The organism is Micromonospora sp. NPDC049801, from assembly GCF_040656575.1.
In the GTDB taxonomy this organism is placed as follows: domain Bacteria; phylum Actinomycetota; class Actinomycetes; order Mycobacteriales; family Micromonosporaceae; genus Micromonospora.
This window is the reverse complement of the sequence record NZ_JBFAMS010000010.1, coordinates 1-19162: the sequence shown is the minus strand read 5'-3', so window position 1 is coordinate 19162 and position 19162 is coordinate 1. Positions and strand designations below refer to the sequence as shown.

The following is a 19162-nucleotide window of genomic DNA, read 5'->3' as shown; positions in this document are numbered from 1 at the left end:
CGCCAGGGTGATCGTCGTATCCGCTTGCGGCGGGGCGGCCTCGGGCGGGACGCCTCGCGAGTCAGGAGAACCCGTGAACCGTTCCCGTACGGCCGCAGTGCTCACCGCGGCCCTGACCCTTGCGCTGGGCGCCGTCGCCCTGGCGTCCAGTCCACAACCGGCGGCCGCGCACGGCGCGGCGATGACGCCGGGCGCCCGCACCTACCTCTGCTGGCAGGACGGCATGAGCCAGACCGGCGAGATCAGGCCGAACAACCCGGCGTGTGCCGCCGCCGTGGCGCAGAGCGGCACGAACTCGCTCTACAACTGGTTCAGCGTGCTGCGCTCCGACGCCGGTGGCCGTACCACCGGCTTCATCCCGGACGGGCAGCTGTGCAGCGGTGGCAACACCGGCTACCGGGGCTACGACCTGCCCCGCACCGACTGGCCGCTGACCCACCTGACGTCCGGCGCGCGGTTGGACTTCCGGTACAGCAACTGGGCGCACCACCCGGGCACCTTCTACTTCTACGTGACGAAGGACAGCTGGAGCCCGACCCGTGCGCTGGCCTGGAGTGACCTGGAGGAGCCGTTCCTGACGGTGACCAACCCGCCGCAGCGCGGCGCGGTCGGCACCAACGACGGTCACTACTACTTCAGCGGCAACCTGCCGTCGGGCAAGAGCGGTCGGCACATCATCTACTCCCGCTGGGTGCGTTCGGACTCGCAGGAGAACTTCTTCGGCTGCTCCGACGTGACGTTCGACGGTGGTAGCGGTCAGGTGACCGGTGTGGGTCCGGGCGGGAACAACCCGACCACCCCGCCGCCCACCACGCCCCCGCCGACCACGCCTCCGCCGACCACCCCGCCGCCCACCACGCCCCCGCCCACCACGCCTCCGCCGACCACCCCGCCGCCGACCACGCCGCCGCCGTCCAGCGGTGACTGCATGGCCGTCTACTCGGTGACCAGCACCTGGCAGGGCGGATTCCAGGGACAAGTCACGATCATGAACCACGGCAGTACGCCGTTCTCCGGCTGGACCGCGAGCTGGACCTGGCCCAGCGGACAAGTGATCAACCAGGTCTGGAATGCCACCCAGACGACGTCCGGCGCCTCGGTGACCGCGACGAACGTCCAGTACAACGGCACGGTCGCGCCCGAGGGCACGACATCGTTCGGCTTCCTGGCCAGCAGCACAGGAACCAACACCCTCCCGACAGTCACCTGCGCCCGTCGCTGAGGTCCCCCTGAAATGATCAAGAGGTTTGCGTCATCCGGAGCGCTTCCGGTGACGCAAACCTCTTGATCGACAGGGTGGGTGCGGGGTGCGCGGTTAGCGGACCATGGAACCGACTACCGGCTTTGTCAGCAGGGCCGACTGGTTGCGCTGGATGCCCGGGTCGAGCGTCTTGGCCACGAAGATGGCGTGCCAGATGCAGAAGATCAGCACCGTCCACACCTTGCGGGAGTGGTCGAACTCCTCGCGCTTGTGCTCGTCGAGCAGCCGCAGCGCGTACGACAGGTCGAGCAGGTCACCCGCGCCGGAGGTGCTCAGCACGTGGCGGGCCCACTCGTACATCTCGCCGCGCAGCCACACCCGGGTCGGGGTCGGGAAGCCCAGCTTCTTGCGGTTGACGATCGCCGGCGGGACAACGCCCTGCAACGCCTGACGCATCGCGTACTTGGTGGCGTCGGAGCGCGGCGGCAGCTTCAGGTCCACCGGGATCTTCGCCGCGACGTCGAACACCTCGCGGTCGAGGAACGGCACCCGCACCTCCAGCGAGTGCGACATCGAGATCCGGTCGGCCTTGACCAGGATGTCGCCGCGCAGCCAGGTGTAGAGGTCGACGTACTGCATCTTGGTGACGTCGTCCAGCTCGGTGCACTCGGCGTAGATCGGGGCGGTCACGTCGGTGTAGCGCACCGAGGGGTCGTAGCGACGCATCAGGTGCTGCTTCTCCTCCTCGGTGAACATCCGCGCGTTGCCGTAGTAGCGCTCCTCGATCGGCGTGGTGCCCCGCTCGAGGAAGCTCTTGCCCTTGACCCCCTGCGGGATGGCCTTGGAGACCGCGCGCAGCCCCTTCTGCACGCCACCGGGCAGGCCGTTGACGGTGCCCAGCGACAGCGGCTCCCGGTAGATCGTGTAACCGCCGAAGAACTCGTCGGCCCCCTCACCGGAGAGCACCACCGTGACGTGCTCGGCGGCCTTCTTCGCCACGAAGTAGAGCGGCACCAGCGCCGGGTCGGCCACCGGGTCGTCCAGGTGCCAGACGATCTTCGGCAGCGCGTCGATCATGTCCTGCGGACCGATCTTGGTGGGGATGGTGGTGACGTCCAGGTGCCGCGCCGAGTCCTGGGCGACGTCGATCTCGGAGTAACCCGGGACGTCGTAGCCGACGGTGAAGGTCAGGATGTTCGGGTTGAACTCGCGGGCCAGCGCGACCACGGCGGTCGAGTCGATGCCGCTGGACAGGAACGAGCCGACCGGCACGTCCGAGCGCATGTGCATGCGCACGCTCTCGCGCAGCGTCTCGCGGATCTCGTGGTACAGCTTCTGCTCATCGTCGACCGGCGCGGGCCGGAACACCGGCCGGTACCACCGCCGTACGTCGATCCGCCCGCCCGGGGTCCAGGTCAGGTACTCGCCCGAGCCGATCCGGCTGATGCCCTTGTGCAGCGTGCCGGGCTCCGGCACGTACTGCAGGGTCAGGTAGTGACTCAGGTTCGCCGCGTCCACGCCCGCGTCGCCCTGGTAGTTGCTGTGCGCGAACGGCAGCAGCGCCTTCTTCTCCGACGCCAGGTAGAGGCCGTCGGCGGTCTCCAGGTAGTGCAGCGGCTTGATGCCGAAGTAGTCGCGGGCGCCGAACGCGCGCCGCTCCTGCCGGTCCCAGATGACGAAGGCGAACATGCCGCGCAGCCGGGTGAGCACCTGCTCGCCCCAGTAGTGGTAGCCGGCGACGATCACCTCGCCGTCACCGGCGGTGGCGAACTGCGCGCCGAAGTCCCGGATCAGCTCGTCGCGCAGCTCGATGTAGTTGTAGATCTCACCGTTGAAGGTCAGCAGGTAACGGCCGTTCGCGTAGGGCAGCGGCTCGTGACTCGACGCGACGTCGATGATGGCGAGCCGCTTGTGGGCGAACACTCCGTCCGCGTACCGGCCGGACGCGTCGCCGACCACCTCGACCCCTGTCTCGTCCGGGCCGCGGTGGTGCAGGCATTCCAATGCTCCGGCGATGTGGTCGCGGTGCGCGGCGGCGTTGCCGTTCGCGCTGAAGAAGGCCAGGAGTCCGCACATGGTCGTCATCTTTCCACGCGCTCCGTCGGCCCGTCGCAGCCGTCCGTCGTTCGGGGCGCTCCCGGCCGCCACCACCGCGAACCGGGCGCGCGGTACCGTCGGGACCAGCCACGAGCGGAGGGGAGCGGCGCAATGACCGAGGAACGCAAAAGCACCGAGGGTACGCCGACAGACGGCACGGAATCGCACGATCCGGACTTCCCGGAGGCGTTCCTGTCGTTCATGCGGCAGGGCTGGCGCGACACCGAACTCCCGGTCACGCCGCGTCCAGAGATCCCCAACTACGCCAAGCGGCGGGCTGCGCTCTCCGCGGCCTTCCCGGGCGAGACGCTGGTCATCCCGACCGGCGGCGAGAAGGTCCGTGCCAACGACACCGCGTACCCGTTCCGGCCGGGCAGCGACTTCGCCTACCTGACCGGTGACCACGACCCGGACAGCGTGCTGGTGCTGCGCCCGAACGGCTCGGGCCACGACGCGACGCTGTACATGCGGCCCCGCTCGTCCCGGGAGACCGACGAGTTCTTCCGCAGCCGGCACGGCGAGCTGTGGGTGGGCCGGCGGCACACCCTCGGCGAGAAGTCCACCGAACTGGACCTGCCCACCGCCGACCTGACCGGGCTGGAGGCGGCGCTGGCCGACCTCGCTCCGGGGCGTACCCGGGTGTTGCGCGGTTTCGACGCCCAGGTGGACGCGGCCGTGCGCCCCTACGACGGGCCGCGCGCCGAGGGTCAGCCGGCCCGCGACCGGGAGCTGGCCATCGCCATCTCGGAGCTGAAGCTGGTCAAGGACGAGTGGGAGATCGGCCAGCTCCAGGACGCGATCGACGCCACCGTCCGGGGCTTCGAGGACGTGGCCCGCGTCCTGCCGGCCGACCGCGCCGTCTCGGAGCGCCTGCTGGAGGGCATCTTCGCGCTGCGCGCGCGGCACGACGGCAACGACGTCGGGTACGGCTCGATCGTCGGCGCGGGCGAGCACGCCACGATCCTGCACTGGGTGCACAACCACGGCGCCACCCGCCCGGGTGATCTGCTGCTCATGGACATGGGGGTCGAGGGGCGCAACCTCTACACCGCCGACGTGACCCGGGTGCTGCCGGTCGACGGCCGGTTCACCGCCCTGCAACGCCAGGTCTACGACATCGTGTACGCCTCACAGCAGGCCGGCATGGACGCCATCCGCCCCGGCGTGAAGTTCAAGGACGTCCACCTGACCTGTATGCGGGTGCTCGCCGAGGGCCTGTCCGACCTGGGCCTGCTGCCGGTGAGCGTGGACGAGGCCATGGACGAGAAGTCGTCGGTCTACCGGCGCTGGACGCTGCACGGCTTCGGCCACATGCTCGGCATCGACGTCCACGACTGCTCGAACGCCCGCAAGGAGACGTACCGCGACGGCGCCCTGGGCGAGGGCTACGTGCTCACCGTGGAGCCGGGTCTCTACTTCCAGCCCGAGGACGAGCTGGTCCCCGCCGAGCTGCGCGGCATCGGCATCCGCATCGAGGACGACGTCCTGGTCACCGCGACCGGCGCGGTCAACCTGTCGGCTGGCCTGCCGCGCACCTCCGACGAGGTGGAGACCTGGCTGGCCGAGCAGCGCGAAGCCGGGCCCCGTCTGCCCGGCTGACCCAAGCCCCACCCCTCGACCTCGCCCCCGAGCCCCTGGGGTCGCCGCCTCGGCATAGACCTGGGCCAGTGCCTGGACCTAGTCCGGGCCTGGCCTGGGCCTGGGCCTGGGCCTGGCCGATGTCCGGGCCTGGGCCTGGGCCTGGGCCTGGCCGATGTCCGGGCCTGGGCCTGGGCCTGGCCTCGGGCCTCGGGCCTCGATCTGGACTCGTGGCCGGCGGGTGCCGGACCACCGGCCGTGGCCGGCGCGTTGATCCACTCCAGATCACCGAGCTTGGGGTATCCAGACGCCGGGATACCGCGCCATCGGCGCACTGGAGTGGATCATGCCTGCTACCGGGCTAGATCCACTCGACCTCCTTGATGTCGGGGTTTCCGACCCGCTCGGAGAGCGCGTTTTCCAGGAACCCGAGCCGATCACCACCAGCGGCACCGCCAAGCGCCCCACGCCGGACGGCAAGGGGCGCCTCGTGGCGTTTGGGCTGCTCACACCCCTTCCTGTCGCCCCGGACCGTTACGGGCTCGTGCCCTAACTTGAGGCGTATGCGGGGTTTTCTCGGATACGTCCGCCTCGCGAAGATAGTTCTCATACGGTGGACATCAGAGGCTGCAACCGATTTGTAGCTGGTCGTGGCGCTGCGGGCGGTGCGACCCCGTCTGGTAGCAGGAGAGGCGGAAGGCTCTGATGTCCAACGACGTAACGAGTACCGACGGCGGGGCCTCGACGGCTCCGCCAACACGACGACGACGGGCCCTGTGGGTTGCCGGCGTCGCGGGCCTGACCGGGGTGGTCGGCCTGGCCGCCCTCGGTGGCGTAGCCGCACGGGACGACAAACCCACCTCCGCCCGGGTGTCCGACGCCCAGCCGTCGACCAACCGGCAGAACGTCAGCGACGCCGACGCGAACGCCGACGGCGGCAAGGAGAACGGCGGCAAGGAGAACGGTGGCAACGACGAGTGGAGCGGCGACGACTGGAGCGGCAGCGACGACCGCGCCGGCAAGGACGACAAGCGGGACGAGAAGGATCGCACCAAGCAGGTGCCCTGCGACTCGGACAAGCTGATCCAGGCGATCACCTTCGCCAACGACGGCGACGGCGGTGTGCTGGAGCTGGCCAAGGGCTGCACGTACACCCTGACCCGCAACCAGGACGGCAACGGCCTCCCGGTGATCACCGAACCCATCACGCTCAAGGGCGAGCACACGACCATCGGTCGTGCGGCCACCGCCGACTACTTCCGCATCCTGAACGTCGGACCGGGCGGGCAGCTCACCCTCAAGGGCCTGAGCATCAAGGGTGGGCAGACCATCCAGCGGGCGATGACCGTGGAGCCGGCGACGGTCTGGGGGCCGTACGCGACCTCGGTCCGGACCACGCCGGCCACGGGTAAGCCGGCGGCCACCACCGCAGCGGGCGCCGCAGCCCAGCCGGCCACGACGGCGGCGGCGAAGTCGGCGACGTCCACCGCAGCGGCAGCCAAGCCGACTACAACGACGGCCAAGCCGACGGCGGCCAAGCAGACGGCGGCCAAGCAGACGGCGGCCAAGCAGGCAACGACCAAGCAGGCGGCGGTCAAGGGCGCGGCGGTCAAGGGCGCTGCCGCCAAGCCGGGAGCGAGCAAGGCGGCGGAGCCCACAGCAGCGACCAAGGCGGCAGCCGCAGCGAAGCCGGCAGCGCCAACGGCCAAGGCGATCAAGGCAGCGGCCACCAAGCCGGCAACCGGAACCGCAGCCAAGCCGGCAGCGGCAACCGCCCCGACGACGGCGGCGACCGGAGCTCAGGTTGCGCCGCTGGTGGAGGAGCCCGGGTTCAACGACGGCGCCGGGGTGCTCGTACAGCCTGGGGGTCGGGCCGAGATCCTGGACAGTGAGCTGCTCTACAACCAGTCCGGCGGCAACGGCGGCGGGCTGGCCAACTTCGGCAGCACCAGGCTCAGCAAGACCACGGTCGCACACAACACCGCCTTCTTCTTCGGCGGTGGCATCTTCAACGCCGGCGTGCTCCAGGTCGACGAGTCGAAGATCAAGGACAACACCGGGATCATCGGTGGTGGCGGCATCGCCAACGGCGCGGCCGAGATCTTCACCGAGTCCGTCGACGGCGGTGCGGTCTGGGTCTACAAGAGCGAGATCACCGACAACGAGACGCTCGGCTTCGGCGGCGGCGTCCTGGACGTCGAGGGCACCACGACCCTGCACGACACGAAGGTCACCGACAACACGGCGGTGCTCGACGGGGGCGGCGTTGCCGTGGCCGACAGTCAGCTCACCCTCAAGCACGCCACGGTGGCCAGGAACAGCGCTGGCCGCGACGGTGGCGGTGTGGCGGTCGTCTCCGACAGCACCGCGACGATCGAGGACACCGCCATCAAGGACAACACCGCGGGGTCCGCCGGCGCTGGCCTCTTCAACGACGAGAGCCGCACGACGCTGCGCGACAGCGAGGTCGTCGGCAACCGGGCCATCGGCCCGTTCGCCCGGGGCGGCGGCATCCTCAACACCGAGGGCAGCGAGGTCACGCTCCACCGGACGAAGGTGGCGTACAACTTCTCCACCCTCGAGCCGGGAGGCATCTTCAACAGCCTCGGCGGCACCGTGACGCTGGACGACGAGTCCGCAGTCACCGCCAACCGTCCGACCAACTGCTTCAACGTTCTGGACTGCTTCGCCTGACCGGGTGGGGCTGAACCACATAGAACGCCCCTCCGAGCCGTCACCGGCTCGGAGGGGCGTACCCATTTGGGCAGGTCACGGGCCCACAGGCCGACTTGGGCAGGGGTGTGTCCGTCCGGTCCTCGCTGGGGGCAACGTGAACCTAATGTGGGGTTGTTTCGGATACACCCCCGAGGCGAGGAACATTCTCATACGGTGTTTTTGGGAGCTACAACCGATTTGTAGCAGGGGACGACCGTCTGAGGGCGGCGACCCTGTCTGGTACGAGGAGAGGGCAGAGAGCTCCGATGTCCAACTACCTAACGAACAACGAAGCCTCCGGGCGGGCGACGGCCAAGAGCCGCCGCAAGCTCTGGCTCGCCAGCGGCGTGGCCGGTCTGACGGGCGTGATCAGTCTCGCGGCGGTGGGCGTCGCGGGCAGCGCCGGGGCGGTCGGCCTGAACTGGAACACCGCGCAGGTGAGCAAGGACGGCGACCAGCACGGTGACGAGGGTCGTGACTGGGACAAGGACCAGAACAAGGACAAGGACAAGGACCGGGACAAGGACCACGAGCGTGGGAAGGAGGTGCCCTGCGACACCGACAAGCTGATCCAGGCGATCGTGTTCGCCAACAACAAGCACGGCGGTGTGCTGGAGCTGGCCAAGGGCTGCACCTACAACCTGAGCCGCAACGACTACCAGGGCAACGGTCTGCCGGTCATCACCGAGAACATCACCCTCAAGGGCGAGCACACCACGATCGCCCGTGAGGCCACGGCCGACTACTTCCGGATCCTCAACGTCGGTCCTGGCGGACACCTCACCATCAAGGGCCTGACCGTCAAGGGTGGTCAGACCCTCGAACTGTTGAGCGCCGTCGAGCCGGCGGCCGTCTGGGCGTCCTACTCGGACTCCGAGGCGATCGCGGCGCAGGTGAAGGCCGGCGTTCCGCTGGACCAGGCCCTCACCGCGCGGCAGGCCAACCCGAAGGCCGGCCTGAAGGCCGCGCCGAAGGCGACCGCGAAGGCCGCCACGAAGGCGGCGCCGGGCGCCGTCACGCCGCTCGTCGAGGAGCCGGGTGACACCGACGGCGCGGGCATCCTGGTGCAGCCGGGCGGCTCCGCCGAGATCATCGAGTCCGAGGTCGTCCTCAACCAGTCCGGCGGCAACGGCGGCGGTGTGGCCAACTTCGGCACCACGAAGATCTGGCACAGCACCGTCGCGGGCAACACCGCCTTCTTCTTCGGTGGCGGTGTCTTCAACGCCGGCCTGCTCAAGGTCGAGGAGTCGAAGATCAAGGACAACACCGCGATCATCGGCGGTGGCGGCATCTCCAACGGCGCCGCGGAGATCTTCACCGAGGACGTCGACGGCGGCACGGTCGAGCTCAAGAAGACCGTGATCAGCGACAACGAGACGCTGGGCTTCGGCGGCGGCTACCTCGACATCGAGGGCAACACCACCGCGTACGACACCGAGATCACCTCGAACACGGCGGTCCTCGCCGGTGGTGGTCTGGCGGCGGCGGACAGCCAGCTGAACCTGCACAAGGTGACGGTCGCGAAGAACAGCACCGCCGGGGTCGGTGGCGGTCTCGCCATCGCCTTCGACAGCGCGGTGACCGTCGAGGACAGCTGGATCAAGGAGAACACCGCCGGCTTCTTCGGCGGCGGGGTCTTCAACGCCGGCAGCATCCTCACGCTGCGCAACAGCGAGGTCGTCGGCAACCGGGCCATCGGCCCGATCGGGGTCGGCGGCGGCATCTTCAACATCTTCGGCGAGGTCAACCTGTCGAAGACGAAGGTCGCCAACAACTTCTCGACCTTCGCGCCGGGCGGTGTGTTCACCTTCTTCGGGCCGGTGAACGTGGACGACAAGTCCGCCATCACCGCGAACCGCCCGACGAACTGCCTGGCCATCCCGGGCGGCGCCATCGAGAACTGCTTCGCCTGATCAAGAGCACGACGCACCACACGGACCGGCCCCCTTCCGCGACGCGGGAGGGGGCCGGTCCCCGCTCACTTCTGGACGAAGACCGCCACGCTGCGCGCCGGCACCGTGAAGGTGCCGGACGCCCGGTCGAACGACGACGTCCGCAGCGCCGGGTCGGCCGAGTTGACCAGCACCGGGTGCAGCGACACGTCCGCGCCCCGCAGACCGGTCACCGTCTGCGTCGCCGTCTCCGGAGTGCTGTTGAAGACGACGGTCAGCGCGGTCCACGCCCCGCCGAGACCACGCGCGTCCAGTTTCATGGTCAGCACGCCCGGCGTCTCCGACTCGCCGGACAGGGGGAAGGCCACCCGTCGCTGCACCTGCTCGGAGCTGCCCAGCCCGAACACCGGCGACGACGCCCGGACGCGCAGCAGCTCGGCGTACCGGGCGTCGGTGGTGCCGATCGCCGAACAGTCGGGCACCAGGGCCGGGTCGGCCAGCAGCGGCTTCGCGTACGGCCACTTGTCCTGGTTGTCCTGCGCCGGTGGCAGGCCGACGCCGAACCCGTTGCCGTTGGCGCAGTCCCAGCGGATCTGGTTGAACCAGTCACCGGAGTTGAACGAGTTGCGGTCCAGCGACTTCGACCGCAGCCGTTCCGTGCCGGCGGTGACGAACCCGGCGCCCTGCCCCAGCACCACCGTGCTCAGCGCCAGCACCTGCATCCGGGACCGGTCCGCCGCGCTGGTGCCCTGCGGCAGCTTGTACGCCAACGCGTCGTACAGGATCTCGTTGTCGTGCGCGTCGACGTAGGTGACGGCCTCCCCCGGCGCGGCGGTGTAACCGGCCGGCGAGCCGTTGTAGTCCACCTGGGCCCCGGTGACCGTGCGCCCGGAGGTGTCGGTGAACCGGTAGTCCCGCAGGTTGCCGGTGAGGCCCACCTTGATCAGGTCGTGGGCGTGCAGCAGGCGGGCCTTCTGCTCGGCCGCCGACCCGTTCACCTCATCGCCGTTGGGGTCGGTGTAGAGCCCGGAGGCGAAGCCCTGCACGCGCGGGTTGGCGTCGAACGGTCCACCGCCGCGCACGGCGTCGCGCAGCCGGTCGTTGAACGTGCCGATGCCCGTGCCGGCCATGTTGGCCTGGGTGGCCTGCTCGAACCGGGCGTCGTTGGCGACCTCGCCGAAGTTCCAGCCCTCGCCGTACAGCATGATCGCCTTGCCGTCCACGCCGTCACGGGCGAGGGTGAGCCGGTCCAGGGCCGCCCGGACGGCCAGGATGTTCGCCTTGGGGTGGTGGCCCATCAGGTCGAACCGGAAACCGTCCACCTTGTACTGCCTGGCCCAGGTGACCAGCGAGTCGACCACCAGCTTGCCCATCATCGCGTGCTCGGGCGCGGTGTTGGCGCAGCAGGTGGAGTTGGCGACGGTGCCGTCGTCGAGCAGCCGGTGGTAGTAGCCGGGCACCACCTGGTCGAGCACCGACCTGGGGTCGACGCCGGCCGCCGCCGTGTGGTTGTAGACCACGTCCATGACCACCCGCAGGCCGGCGTCGTTCACTCCGGCCACCATGCGACGGAACTCGGTGGTCCGCGCCGCCCCGCTCGGGTCGAGGGCGTAGCCGCCCTCCGGAACGGTGTAGTGCAGCGGGTCGTACCCCCAGTTGTAGCCGTCGGTGTCGGCGACGGCCGCGACGCACGTCTGCTGCTGGTCCGAGTCCGGTGGCAGCGCCGCCAGGTCGCAGGCCGGCTGGCGCTGGTCGGCCCGCTTCTCGGGGATGGTGGCGAAGTCGAACGCCGGCAGCAGGTGCAGGTGGGTGACGCCGGCGTCGCCGAGCGCCCGCAGGTGTTTCATGCCGGCGGTCCCCGGGTCGGTGAACGCCAGGAACGTGCCCCGCCGCTGCGCCGGCACGGTCTCGTCGGCGATGGAGAAGTCACGCACCGACAGCTCGGAGATCTGCGCCTTCGAGGCCGGCACCGCGGCCGGCTTGCGCAGCGTCCGCCAGCCCGGCGGGGCCAGCGCCGCGTCGTCGAGATCAACGAGCTGGCTGTGCGTCGAGTCCGCCGCGAGGGACACCGAGTACGGGTCGGTGACCGACGCGGTGACCATCCGCTGCGCGGCCGGCTGCCACGCCTGCACCCGGTAGCGGTAGTACTTCCCCGTCCAGGCGTGGCTGCCGCGTACCGACCAGACGCCGGTGCGGTCGTCGCGGCGCATCGCCACCGTCTTCGGCGCGGCCGTGGGCGAGTCGAACAGTTCCAGCTCCACCGTCCGGGCGGTCGGCGCCCAGAGCGCGAGGCTCGGCGTCCGGCCGGCGAAGGTCGGACCGAGCGTGACCTGGGTGGCCCGGGAGTACACGTCGTCGAGCACGCCGGGGATCTGCACGCCGGTCGCGGCGAGCAGCTTGCCCTGGGCGTCGCGCTCGGTGACCAGGAGCTGTCCGCGCAGCGCCGCCGGCACCTTCGCCAGGTCACCGCGGTCGAGGGTGAAGGCCCGGTGGGACCACAGGTGCGGGAACGCCGCGCGCTGGGCCTCGGTGAGCCCGTTGCGCTGCGCGCGCAACGGCAGACTGGTGTACGCCCCGGACAGCTCCCCGTCGACGACGCTCACCCCGCCGGCCGGGGCGGCCACCAGGGCGTACACCCGACCGTCGGTAGGTGGGGTCTGCCAGGCCACCGTGGACCTGTCGATCCAGTGCGCCTTCTGCTTGCCGATGTCCGTGTCCCCGCCGGCGCTGGTCGCGGTCGACGGCAGCAGCCGCCCCGGGGTGGCGGCGAGCAGCCACACCTCCCGTCCGGCGCTGGCGAAGTCGAGCCGCTGGTCGTCGGGCAGGTCCTTGGTGTCGCCCTTGTGCAGGATGTAGTTCAGCCCGGTGGCCCCGGCCGCCAGCGGCACCCGGAACACCGCGCCGAACGCGTCGGTCGACGTGGGCGCGAGCGGGGTGGCCCAGTCGGTCGGGTTGGCCGCGCCGTCCCACAGGTGCAGACCCCAGCCGTCGTAGGTGCCGTCGGCCCGCCGGTAGTGGATCACCGCGGTGCCCTTCTCGACGGGCGGGTCCGACTGGCCGGTGGCCGCCTGCCTGCTCGGGTAGATCGCCGGGTCACCCTGCTTGAGCCAGATCTCACCGGTGGCGCTCACGTCGATACTGCGGTCCTGGGCGACGTCCTTGGTGCCGTTCTTGTCGACCACCACGAAGCCCACCGACTTCGCGCCCGGCTTGAGCTTCACCCAGGCGAACCGGCCGTAGGAGTCCTCCCCGGCGAACGGTTGCCCCGTGGGCCACTCGGTGACGTACGCCGGGTCGATGTCGCCCCAGGCGTACAGCCCCCAGTCGTCGTACCCCCCGGCCGGGCGCTGGTAGTGCACCACCGCCCACTCCCGGGACCCGCCCTGCTCGGGCGTGCCGACGACCGCGACGGACCGGGCGGTGGCGGTGCGGCCCCGGCCGTCCCGGACGACCGCGCGGTACTCGACGCGGGTGCCGCCGGCCAGCCCGTCCAGGTCGTGGTGCACGGTGTACGGCGCGTGGTCCGCGCTGCCCAGCAACGTCCACCGGCCGCCGCCGACCCGGGCCGCCACCGTGACGGTCGACAGCGGGTCGCCGGTCACCTGTGCGGTGACCGCCGCCCGGGTCGCCACCGACGCGTCCGGCGCGGGGGTGGTGATGGTGATGGTCGGCGTGCCGCTCGGCCGGGCGATGGGGCTGCCCGCGCGGTACACGGCCGCCGACAGCGGCGGCACGGTCAGCGTGACCTTCCCGTCGCCGCCGGCCTTCGCGCTGGCGGAAGCGCCGTAGATGCCGGTGAAGGTGGCGCCGGCCGACCAGGTGTCCACGCTGACAGTCTGCGCGGTCGCGGCGTTGTTCACCGCGACGAGGTACTCGGTCCGGTCAGCGGGCGCGACGCGGGAGGCGGCGAACACGCCGGGACCGTCGGCGGCGTACCGGGTGACCTGGATGCCGTCGCGCAGCGCGGGGTGTGCCTGGCGCAGCCGGCCCAGCTCGGCGATCGTCCGGTACAGCGGGTGGGCGGTGTCGAACTGGTCGCTGGCGTGGGTGCGGTCGGTGCCGAGCAGGTCGTCGTCGAGGTAGTCGGGCACCTTCGAGGCGAACATGTCCTGCCGGGCGTCCTTGTCCCCACCGGGGCCGGTGAAGCCCTGCTCGTCGCCGGAGTAGATCACCGGCTGGCCGCGGGTGAGGAACATGAGCTGGTGGGCGAGCTGGTCGCGGCGCAGGTGACTGGCCGGGTCGGTGCCGCCGCCGGCGATGAACGACCCGATCCGGCCCATGTCGTGGTTGCCGAGGAAGGTCGTCAGCCGGCCGGCGTCGGTGTCCCGAGCGGCGTAGAGGTCGTCCCGGGCGTACACGTCGGCGAGGGCCTTCGCCGAGCCGGCACCCGCCGTGTAGCCCCGCGCGGCCTCCTGGAACGCGAAGTCGAGGGTGGCCGGCAGGCCGCCGCGGCGCACGTACGTCGAGGTGACCTCCGGATCGGCGCTGTACACCTCGCCGAAGACGAAGAAGTCGCGTCTGCCGGCCGTCTCGGCGGCCCGCTCGACGCCCCGGGTGAACTGCGGCCAGAAGTCCATGTTGACGTGCTTGACGGTGTCCAGCCGGAACCCGTCGACGCCGGTCGCGCCGATCCAGTCCCCGTACGCCTTGGTCATCCCCTGGACCACCTCGGGCCGTTCGGTCCACAGGTCGTCGAGACCGAAGAAGTCGCCGTACTCGCTGTTCTCGCCGGCGAACGTGGAGTCGCCCCGGTTGTGGTACATGCTGGCGTCGTTGAGCCAGGCCGGCACCTTCACCGTCGCGTCACCCGGCTCGGGAAGGACCGGCGTGTACGGGCCGGCGTTCGCGTCGACGGTCGGGAAGTCCCGGCTGCCGTCGGCGTAGTTGCGGTCCTCGAAGGCCCGCCCCCGCGCGTCCGTGTACGGCGAGGTCGCCTTGTCCACGTAGGCGTAGCGGTCCTCGGCGTACCTGATGACGTCGGCGGTGTGGTTGACCACCACGTCGAGATAGACCTTGATGCCTCGCCGGTGCGCCAGCGAGACCAGCTCCTTGAGCTGGGCGTTCGTGCCGAAGTGCGGGTCGACCTGGGTGAAGTCGGTGATCCAGTAACCGTGGTAGCCGGCGGAGATGTCGTTCCCCTCGCCCTGCACCGGGCGGTTCTTGAAGATCGGGGCGAGCCAGATGGCGGTGGTGCCCAGGCCCTGGATGTAGGCCAGCTTGTCGATCACGCCCTTGAGGTCACCGCCGTGGTAGAAGCCCTTGTCGGCCGGGTCGAGACCGGTGCGCAGCCGGTCGCCGGTGAGCCCGCCGGAGTCGTTGCGGCGGTCGCCGTTGGCGAACCGGTCCGGCAGGACGAAGTAGAACTGCTCGGCACGCGCGGCGTCGGCGCCCGCGGCCAGCAACGCGTCGGCGCTGGGCTCGTCGCGCCATTGGACCGCGCCGGCCGCGGTCAGGGATTCGGCGCTGGACGGCCGGGGGTCGGCGTTGGCGCCGAGTGGACCGGCGGAGGCCGGCGCGCCGACGAGAGTCACGGTGAGCAGGCTGACGAGCGCGAGCAGGGCGGTACGGCGTATCGGCGGGGGTTTCATCGACGGCCTTCCTCTGGTCGTGATTGGCCGCACGCTAACCCTTGCCGCAACGATCTGCAATACCTTGCAAACAAAGTCGTAACAGAGCAGCAAACTTGCGGAAGGCTCGCTCAGAACCCGCTACAACGCGCCCCGTCGACAGTGCACCCGCGCGGCGTCGAGGACGCCCGCTCCAGGTGGAACCGCAGCGCCACCGACCCACCGGCCGGCACGTCCACCCCGCTGACGTACGTGAAGCCGCCGTCGAACTGCCGCAGCGTCCCCTGGGGCACGCCCTCCACCCAGGTGGTCACCAGTCGACCACCGGCGAACTCGAACCGCACCGTCCAACCCCGGTCCACACCGGACCCGTTGACGATCAGCACCTCGCCGATGAAACCACCGTCGAAGCTCTGCACTACCCGGTAGCGTCCGCTCACCGCCGACGGCTGCCGCGACGGCCGGATCGGCGGTCGCGCCGACGTCGACGCCACCGTCGGACCGACCGTCGACGGCCGCGACGTGACCGGCGTGACCGGCGCGCTCGGCGGCAGCCCGCTGGCCCGCGGCGACAACCCGGGCAGCAGCGCCGAGTTCTCCGGCAGCGGCGTCGGCGACAGCCCGGACGGCGACACCGGCGCCTGCGGCAACGGCAGACCCGCCGGTGGCGGCCCGCCGTCCCGCGCCGGACTACGCCCCCGGTACGCGCCCAGAGCCACGAAGAGCAGGACCACCATCACGACGACACCGGCGCCCACCACGATCCACGGCGACGACGCGATGGCCGCCGGACCGTGCGACGGTCGCGGGGCACGACGCATGCCGGACATGTACCTCCCTCAGCGGGCCGTCCGGGCAGCCTAGCGATCGACGGCCCGCCCCGGAAAGCGTCGGCGTCGCGCGCGACGCGCCCGACGCCCGGTCAGCTGAGCCGGCACTCCACCCCGTTGATCACGCACCGCACCGGACGCTGCGCCGATCCATCCCAACTGACCCGCAACCGCAGGGTCTGCGTGTCACCGGCACCCAACGACTCTCCGCCGCTGAGCACGAACGCGCCGTCACCCTGCGCCGCCACCGAGATCCCCGCCGCCCCGCTGACGCGCAGACCCCGCGTGTCATCCGCGAAGGCCAACTCCACCCGCCAGTCCACCGACCGGTCCGACCCGTTCGTCACCGACAGCGTGGCATCGGTCGCGTTCCAGCCATCCGTGCCGACCTTGTACTGCGCCGACACCGCCGGGTCCTTTGTCGCCAGGGCCGCAGCGCTCGTCGCGCCCGGCGACGGCGACTTCGTGGTGACGCGCGGCGACGGCGTCCGGCTGCTGCGCGACGCGCGCGGCGACGCCGACCGCCGCTCCAACCCACCCGGTGTCGGGGCCGACGACGAGGCAGCCGGCGTCGTCGGCAGGAACACCGGCGGCGCGGCCTGCGGCGCGCTTTCCCGCTCCCGGGTACGGAACGACAACAGCGCGACCACCAACAGCACCGCCAGCGCGCAGACGCCCACCAGCACCACGATCCACGGCAGCGACAGCACCACTCGCGCCGTCCGCGGACCTCCCGCGCCGTCCGGCCCCACCGCCATCAGGTCTCCCCTCGTCCCACCGACGCGACAGCGTAGCCAGCGCCGGGCGGACCGGAAACCTGGCGGGTACGGATCAGACCGACCGGCCCCCTCCGTCCGGAAAACGGCTCGGGCGCGTCGACGCTCCGCTGGCGGTCAGCCCGTCCGGACGACCGTGCAGATCAGCGGCCCCTCACCCGAGATTCGCAGCAGGTAGCGGTACCGCTCCCCCGGCACCGCACGCCCCTGGCTGTCCAGGAACTCCCACTCGACCGACACCAGGGTCAGCAGCGCGGACACCGCCTGCACGTCCTCGATCCGGGCGTGCGCGGCGATCAGCTCCCGGTCCTGGTAGTCGGGTGCGGCGCCCACAAAGGACAGCGCGACCGCCGCCAGCGAGGTGAACGAGAAGCTGTACGTGTCCGCCACCACCAACCCGGGTAGGGCGTAACACCCACCGAGGGACGGCAGGTCGCCCGAGGTCAACGCGGCGCCGTACCGGTCGAAGAACCCGGTCAGCGTGTCGAGATCCGTGGAGGCGTTCACGAGGACAGCAATTGCCCCGCGCCGGGTGGGCCAAACCTCGGGCCGAGCCTCAGCGGGGCGGGACCCGCACCTCGATCTCCGTACCCAGTCGGGCGCCCCCGGCCAACCCCAGGTCGTCACCACTCCAGAACCGGCCCGGGTCGTACCAGTTCGGACGCTTGCCGGCGGGCAGCAGGCCCATCGCCTCGTAGGTCACGGCCACCACCTCGGCGCAGTACGCCGTCTCCAACGCCCGATCCCGAGCGGCCGCGCTGGTCGGAGCCGCAGTTGTCCCCCGGTTGGCCGCACCGCCCGCAGCGACCGGGGTGACCCCGTCGGTCGAACCGGTCGGGGTGGCCCCGCTGGTCGAAGCGGTCGGTGTGGCCCCGTTGGTCGAACCGGTCGGGGTGGCCGAAGCAGCGGGATCGATCCAGGCCGCTTGGGCGGCCCGCGATACGGCTCGGAGTGCCGCCCGGCCAGGACCCGGCAACGACGGCACCCGGCCGCGCACCCACCGCCACGCCAACTGGGCGGTCGACGGGAACGGCGTGCCGTCCAGGCGCGCGACGGTCCGCAGCACCGCGCGTTCCATTTCGCCCTCCGCCGGCGGGTCGAGCTGCCGCAGCCAAGCCCGCTGACCGTACCGGTTGGCCCACACGCAGACCGCGTCCCGCAGGTCGTGCAACTGAACACCGCGCTGGTGCGTGCCCGACCACAGGTCCGGCAGGGACTTGCCCAACTCCGCGTGCCACATCAGCGGCGGCATGTCGTCCAGCACGACAGCCATTCCGACGTGGTTGACCGGACTGTTCGTGGTGAACTGGATCGCCCGGTCCGGCACGCTGCGGCCCCGGAACACCCACACGTCACCGGTGCGGGTCAACTCGACGGCCTCATCCAGGCTGATGCTCATGAGGGACTAGCCTAGGCCGATGCGGCAACGAGTGCGGTGGTGGAAGGTCCTCGGCCTGGCCGGCCTCGCCGGGGTGGCAGCGTCCGGTGTGGTCATTGCCCGGGCCGAGCGGCGCCGACGCGCGTACACCCCGGAGGAGATCCGGGAGCGACTGCGGGAACGTCACGCCCAGGCCAACGACGCAGCGGACTCCGCCTAACCACCCGCCGGTCCAACCTCCGGGCAACCGAGGCAGGTCCGTGCGGGCATGATCGTGCTCGATCCTGGTTGTAGTGGCCTCGGCCGCGCGGCGAGGGCCCTCTTTCCTGGTTCGAGCACGATCTTGCGCCGTGTACGCCGTCTCAGACTTCACTCGGGTTGGTGCGCCCTGGTCGGTGAGAGAGCACTTTCGGGGATGTTGCTGCCTCAGAACCCGCTGAGGCAGCAACATCCCCGATACTGCGCGGATTACCGAGCGTCGGATTGTGATTTTGTCCGGTTTCGGTAGTCCAACGCGCTTGGACACTCGCGGACGATCGTGCCCGCCCCTTTGATCGACTCCAGGTCAGCGATATCGGGGTATCCCGCACGCCCGGACACCCCGACATCGCCGACGTCGACTCGATCACGCCCCCACATCTCCCCGGAGACACCGGATCGCCCGGGTGATCCACTCCGGGCGATGATGTGGGGGCGTCCCTCTGCGCGGACGCCCCCAGATCGGCGCTCTGGTGACGATCACGCCGGTGGGGCCCGTGCACGGCGTCACGGATGCGATGTCTGTTCGGGTTTGGGCCGTCGGCATGCTGTGGTCGGTGACACCGAGCGGGCGGAATCGCGGGCCGGGCGGGGTCGTTATACCTGGCACGCCGTCGCGACCCCCGGGTCGCAGCCCCGGCCGCCGGGAACACCCGCCGGGTCGGCGTCGTTACATCCCCGCACGGCCGAGCACCACCGGCCGTACCCGGTTCCCCGGCGGGAATGATCCGCTGGCCCGGACCGTTGCACGACCCTCCGGGACACCCCCGAGCAGGGCCCCGCCGGGTCGCCGGGCCGATCCCCAAGAACTTCCGTCCGGCACACCCCCGTGTGCCGAGTGCGTATCCCCCGATGAAGCAGAGGAGCACG

At 70.8% G+C, this 19162-nt stretch carries 11 protein-coding genes; 5 read left to right on the top strand and 6 right to left on the bottom strand.

Features of this window, described 5'->3' with window-relative positions:
• Positions 1 to 73 precede the first annotated feature (73 nt).
• Positions 74 to 1222: a lytic polysaccharide monooxygenase gene (locus AB0I89_RS18945; protein ID WP_357128074.1), complete on the top strand. Its 1149-nt coding sequence runs from the start codon at positions 74 to 76 to the stop codon at positions 1220 to 1222.
• Between the two features lie 93 nt (positions 1223 to 1315).
• On the opposite strand, the gene asnB is transcribed toward AB0I89_RS18945, so the two are convergent.
• Positions 1316 to 3277 (bottom strand): asparagine synthase (glutamine-hydrolyzing), encoded by a 1962-nt coding sequence (gene asnB, locus AB0I89_RS18940; RefSeq protein WP_357128568.1) that lies wholly within the window; start codon positions 3275 to 3277, stop codon positions 1316 to 1318.
• Between the two features lie 132 nt (positions 3278 to 3409).
• Between asnB and AB0I89_RS18935 the strand changes: the two genes are divergently transcribed.
• The 3 genes from AB0I89_RS18935 (at position 3410) to AB0I89_RS18925 (ending at position 9504) form a co-directional block, all read left to right on the top strand.
• Positions 3410 to 4897: an aminopeptidase P family protein gene (locus tag AB0I89_RS18935; protein ID WP_357128071.1), complete on the top strand. Its 1488-nt coding sequence runs from the start codon at positions 3410 to 3412 to the stop codon at positions 4895 to 4897.
• A gap of 684 nt (positions 4898 to 5581) precedes the next feature.
• Positions 5582 to 7570, top strand: coding sequence for a right-handed parallel beta-helix repeat-containing protein (locus tag AB0I89_RS18930; RefSeq protein WP_357128068.1), 1989 nt, complete (start codon positions 5582 to 5584; stop codon positions 7568 to 7570).
• Positions 7571 to 7857: 287 nt separating this feature from the next.
• On the top strand, positions 7858 to 9504 hold the full coding sequence (locus tag AB0I89_RS18925) for a hypothetical protein (RefSeq protein WP_357128065.1): 1647 nt from the start codon (positions 7858 to 7860) through the stop codon (positions 9502 to 9504).
• Positions 9505 to 9569: 65 nt separating this feature from the next.
• Here AB0I89_RS18925 and pulA read toward each other — a convergent pair whose 3' ends face one another.
• From pulA to AB0I89_RS18900, 5 genes are all read right to left on the bottom strand, one after another.
• Positions 9570 to 15071 (bottom strand): pullulanase-type alpha-1,6-glucosidase, encoded by a 5502-nt coding sequence (pulA, locus tag AB0I89_RS18920; protein ID WP_357128062.1) that lies wholly within the window; start codon positions 15069 to 15071, stop codon positions 9570 to 9572.
• Between the two features lie 110 nt (positions 15072 to 15181).
• Positions 15182 to 15880, bottom strand: coding sequence for a cellulose binding domain-containing protein (locus AB0I89_RS18915; protein WP_357128059.1), 699 nt, complete (start codon positions 15878 to 15880; stop codon positions 15182 to 15184).
• A gap of 92 nt (positions 15881 to 15972) precedes the next feature.
• The gene (locus AB0I89_RS18910) at positions 15973 to 16638 is read right to left on the bottom strand and encodes a hypothetical protein (protein WP_357128056.1); all 666 of its coding nucleotides are present in this window, start codon (positions 16636 to 16638) and stop codon (positions 15973 to 15975) included.
• A 135-nt stretch (positions 16639 to 16773) separates the two neighbouring features.
• Entirely contained in the window at positions 16774 to 17163 is a 390-nt protein-coding gene (locus tag AB0I89_RS18905) for a hypothetical protein (RefSeq protein WP_357128053.1), read from the bottom strand.
• Positions 17164 to 17212: 49 nt separating this feature from the next.
• Positions 17213 to 18055 carry a hypothetical protein gene (locus tag AB0I89_RS18900; RefSeq protein WP_357128050.1) on the bottom strand — a complete coding sequence of 281 codons (843 nt, stop codon included), beginning with the start codon at positions 18053 to 18055 and terminating at the stop codon, positions 17213 to 17215.
• A 19-nt stretch (positions 18056 to 18074) separates the two neighbouring features.
• Between AB0I89_RS18900 and AB0I89_RS18895 the strand changes: the two genes are divergently transcribed.
• Positions 18075 to 18254, top strand: a complete 180-nt coding sequence (locus AB0I89_RS18895; protein WP_357128614.1) for a hypothetical protein — start codon at positions 18075 to 18077, stop codon at positions 18252 to 18254.
• Positions 18255 to 19162: the final 908 nt, after the last annotated feature.

Bases quoted from the DNA above. Each gene is read 5' to 3' on its own strand.
- AB0I89_RS18910 (WP_357128056.1), bottom strand. From the start codon at position 16,638: ATGGCGGTGGGGCCGGACGGCGCGGGAGGTCCGCGGACGGCGCGAGTG.
- asnB (WP_357128568.1), bottom strand. From the start codon at position 3,277: ATGTGCGGACTCCTGGCCTTCTTCAGCGCGAACGGCAACGCCGCCGCG.
- pulA (WP_357128062.1), bottom strand. From the start codon at position 15,071: ATGAAACCCCCGCCGATACGCCGTACCGCCCTGCTCGCGCTCGTCAGC.
- AB0I89_RS18915 (WP_357128059.1), bottom strand. From the start codon at position 15,880: ATGTCCGGCATGCGTCGTGCCCCGCGACCGTCGCACGGTCCGGCGGCC.
- AB0I89_RS18895 (WP_357128614.1), top strand. From the start codon at position 18,075: ATGCGGCAACGAGTGCGGTGGTGGAAGGTCCTCGGCCTGGCCGGCCTC.
- AB0I89_RS18935 (WP_357128071.1), top strand. From the start codon at position 3,410: ATGACCGAGGAACGCAAAAGCACCGAGGGTACGCCGACAGACGGCACG.
- AB0I89_RS18900 (WP_357128050.1), bottom strand. From the start codon at position 18,055: ATGAGCATCAGCCTGGATGAGGCCGTCGAGTTGACCCGCACCGGTGAC.
- AB0I89_RS18925 (WP_357128065.1), top strand. From the start codon at position 7,858: ATGTCCAACTACCTAACGAACAACGAAGCCTCCGGGCGGGCGACGGCC.
- AB0I89_RS18930 (WP_357128068.1), top strand. From the start codon at position 5,582: ATGTCCAACGACGTAACGAGTACCGACGGCGGGGCCTCGACGGCTCCG.